Origin of the sequence: Actinoplanes sp. NPDC048791 (genome assembly GCF_040650095.1) — a bacterium.
Lineage (GTDB): Bacteria > Actinomycetota > Actinomycetes > Mycobacteriales > Micromonosporaceae > Actinoplanes.
This window is the reverse complement of record NZ_JBEZGQ010001694.1, coordinates 1-1,134: the sequence shown is the minus strand read 5'-3', so window position 1 is coordinate 1,134 and position 1,134 is coordinate 1. Positions and strand designations below refer to the sequence as shown.

The following is a 1,134-nucleotide window of genomic DNA, read 5'->3' as shown; positions in this document are numbered from 1 at the left end:
GGCGCCGGGCCCGGCTGGCGAGCTGCCGGGTGGCCGCCGGGGACCGGTCGATGATCGTGGCCACGTCCTCGAACGGCACGGCGAACATGTCGTGCAGGACGTACGCGAGCCGCTCGGCCGGGGCCAGCGTGTCGAGCACCACCTGCAACGCCAGCCCGACCGCGTCCGCCAGCAACGCCTGGTGCTCGGGGTCGGCGACGTCGGCCCGGCTCAGCACCGGGTCGCTCACGTGGATGTGCCCGTCGAGCGGTTCCTCGCGCTGCTGGGCCCGGGTGCGCAGCTTGTTCAGGCAGATCCGGGCGACGACCGTGGTCAGCCAGGCCCCGAGGTTGTCGATCTCCTCGGCGCCGGTCCGGTCGAGGCGCAGCCAGGCGTCCTGCACCGCGTCGTCGGCCTCGCTGAGGGACCCGAGCATCCGGTACGCCACCGCGCGCAACCGGCCCCGATGGGTCTCGAACAGCTCGGCCGTCGCTGCGCCCTGGTCCACGTGTCACATTCCTTCCGCGCCGGGTGTCATCCCATCAGACCCGCGAGGGCCGACAGATGTGACCGACGATCGGGGAGAAAACCATGTCCGCACCCATTCTGCTCACCGGCGGCACCGGCACGCTGGGCCGCCTCGTCCTGCCGCTGCTGCACAAGGCCGGCCACTCCGTACGGGTGTTGAGCCGCCACCCGCGGGAGACCACCGAGGGCACCGAATACCGCGTCGGCGACCTGGCCACCGGCGCGGGCGTCGACGCCGCCGTGGCCGGGGTCACCACCGTCCTGCACTGCGCGGGCAGCGCCAAGGGCGACGAGCAGAAGGCCCGGACCCTGGTACGCGCGGCGCGTCAGGCCGGCGCACCGCACCTGGTCTTCATCTCGGTGGTCGGGGCCGACCGGGTGCCGGTGGTCAGCGCCGCCGACCGGGCGATGTTCGGCTACTTCGCGGCCAAGCGGGCGGCCGAGCAGGTCGTGGCCGGCTCGGGGCTGCCCTGGACCACGCTGCGGGCGACCCAGTTCCACGACCTGACCCTGCTGGCGGCCCGGCAACTGGCCCGGCTCCCGCTGGTCCCGGTGCCGGCCGGTGTCCGCTTCCAGCCGGTGGACGCCGGTGAGGTGGCGGCCCGGCTCGTTGAGCTGGCCCTGGCC

2 protein-coding genes are annotated in these 1,134 nt (G+C 74.1%); one reads left to right on the top strand and one right to left on the bottom strand.

Annotated elements, in window-relative coordinates:
- The coding region (locus AB0C29_RS49690; RefSeq protein WP_360835538.1) for a sigma-70 family RNA polymerase sigma factor at positions 1 to 415 on the bottom strand (415 nt) is incomplete at its 3' end.
- A 155-nt stretch (positions 416 to 570) separates the two neighbouring features.
- Between AB0C29_RS49690 and AB0C29_RS49685 the strand changes: the two genes are divergently transcribed.
- The coding region (locus tag AB0C29_RS49685; protein WP_360835536.1) for an NAD(P)-binding oxidoreductase at positions 571 to 1,134 on the top strand (564 nt) is incomplete at its 3' end.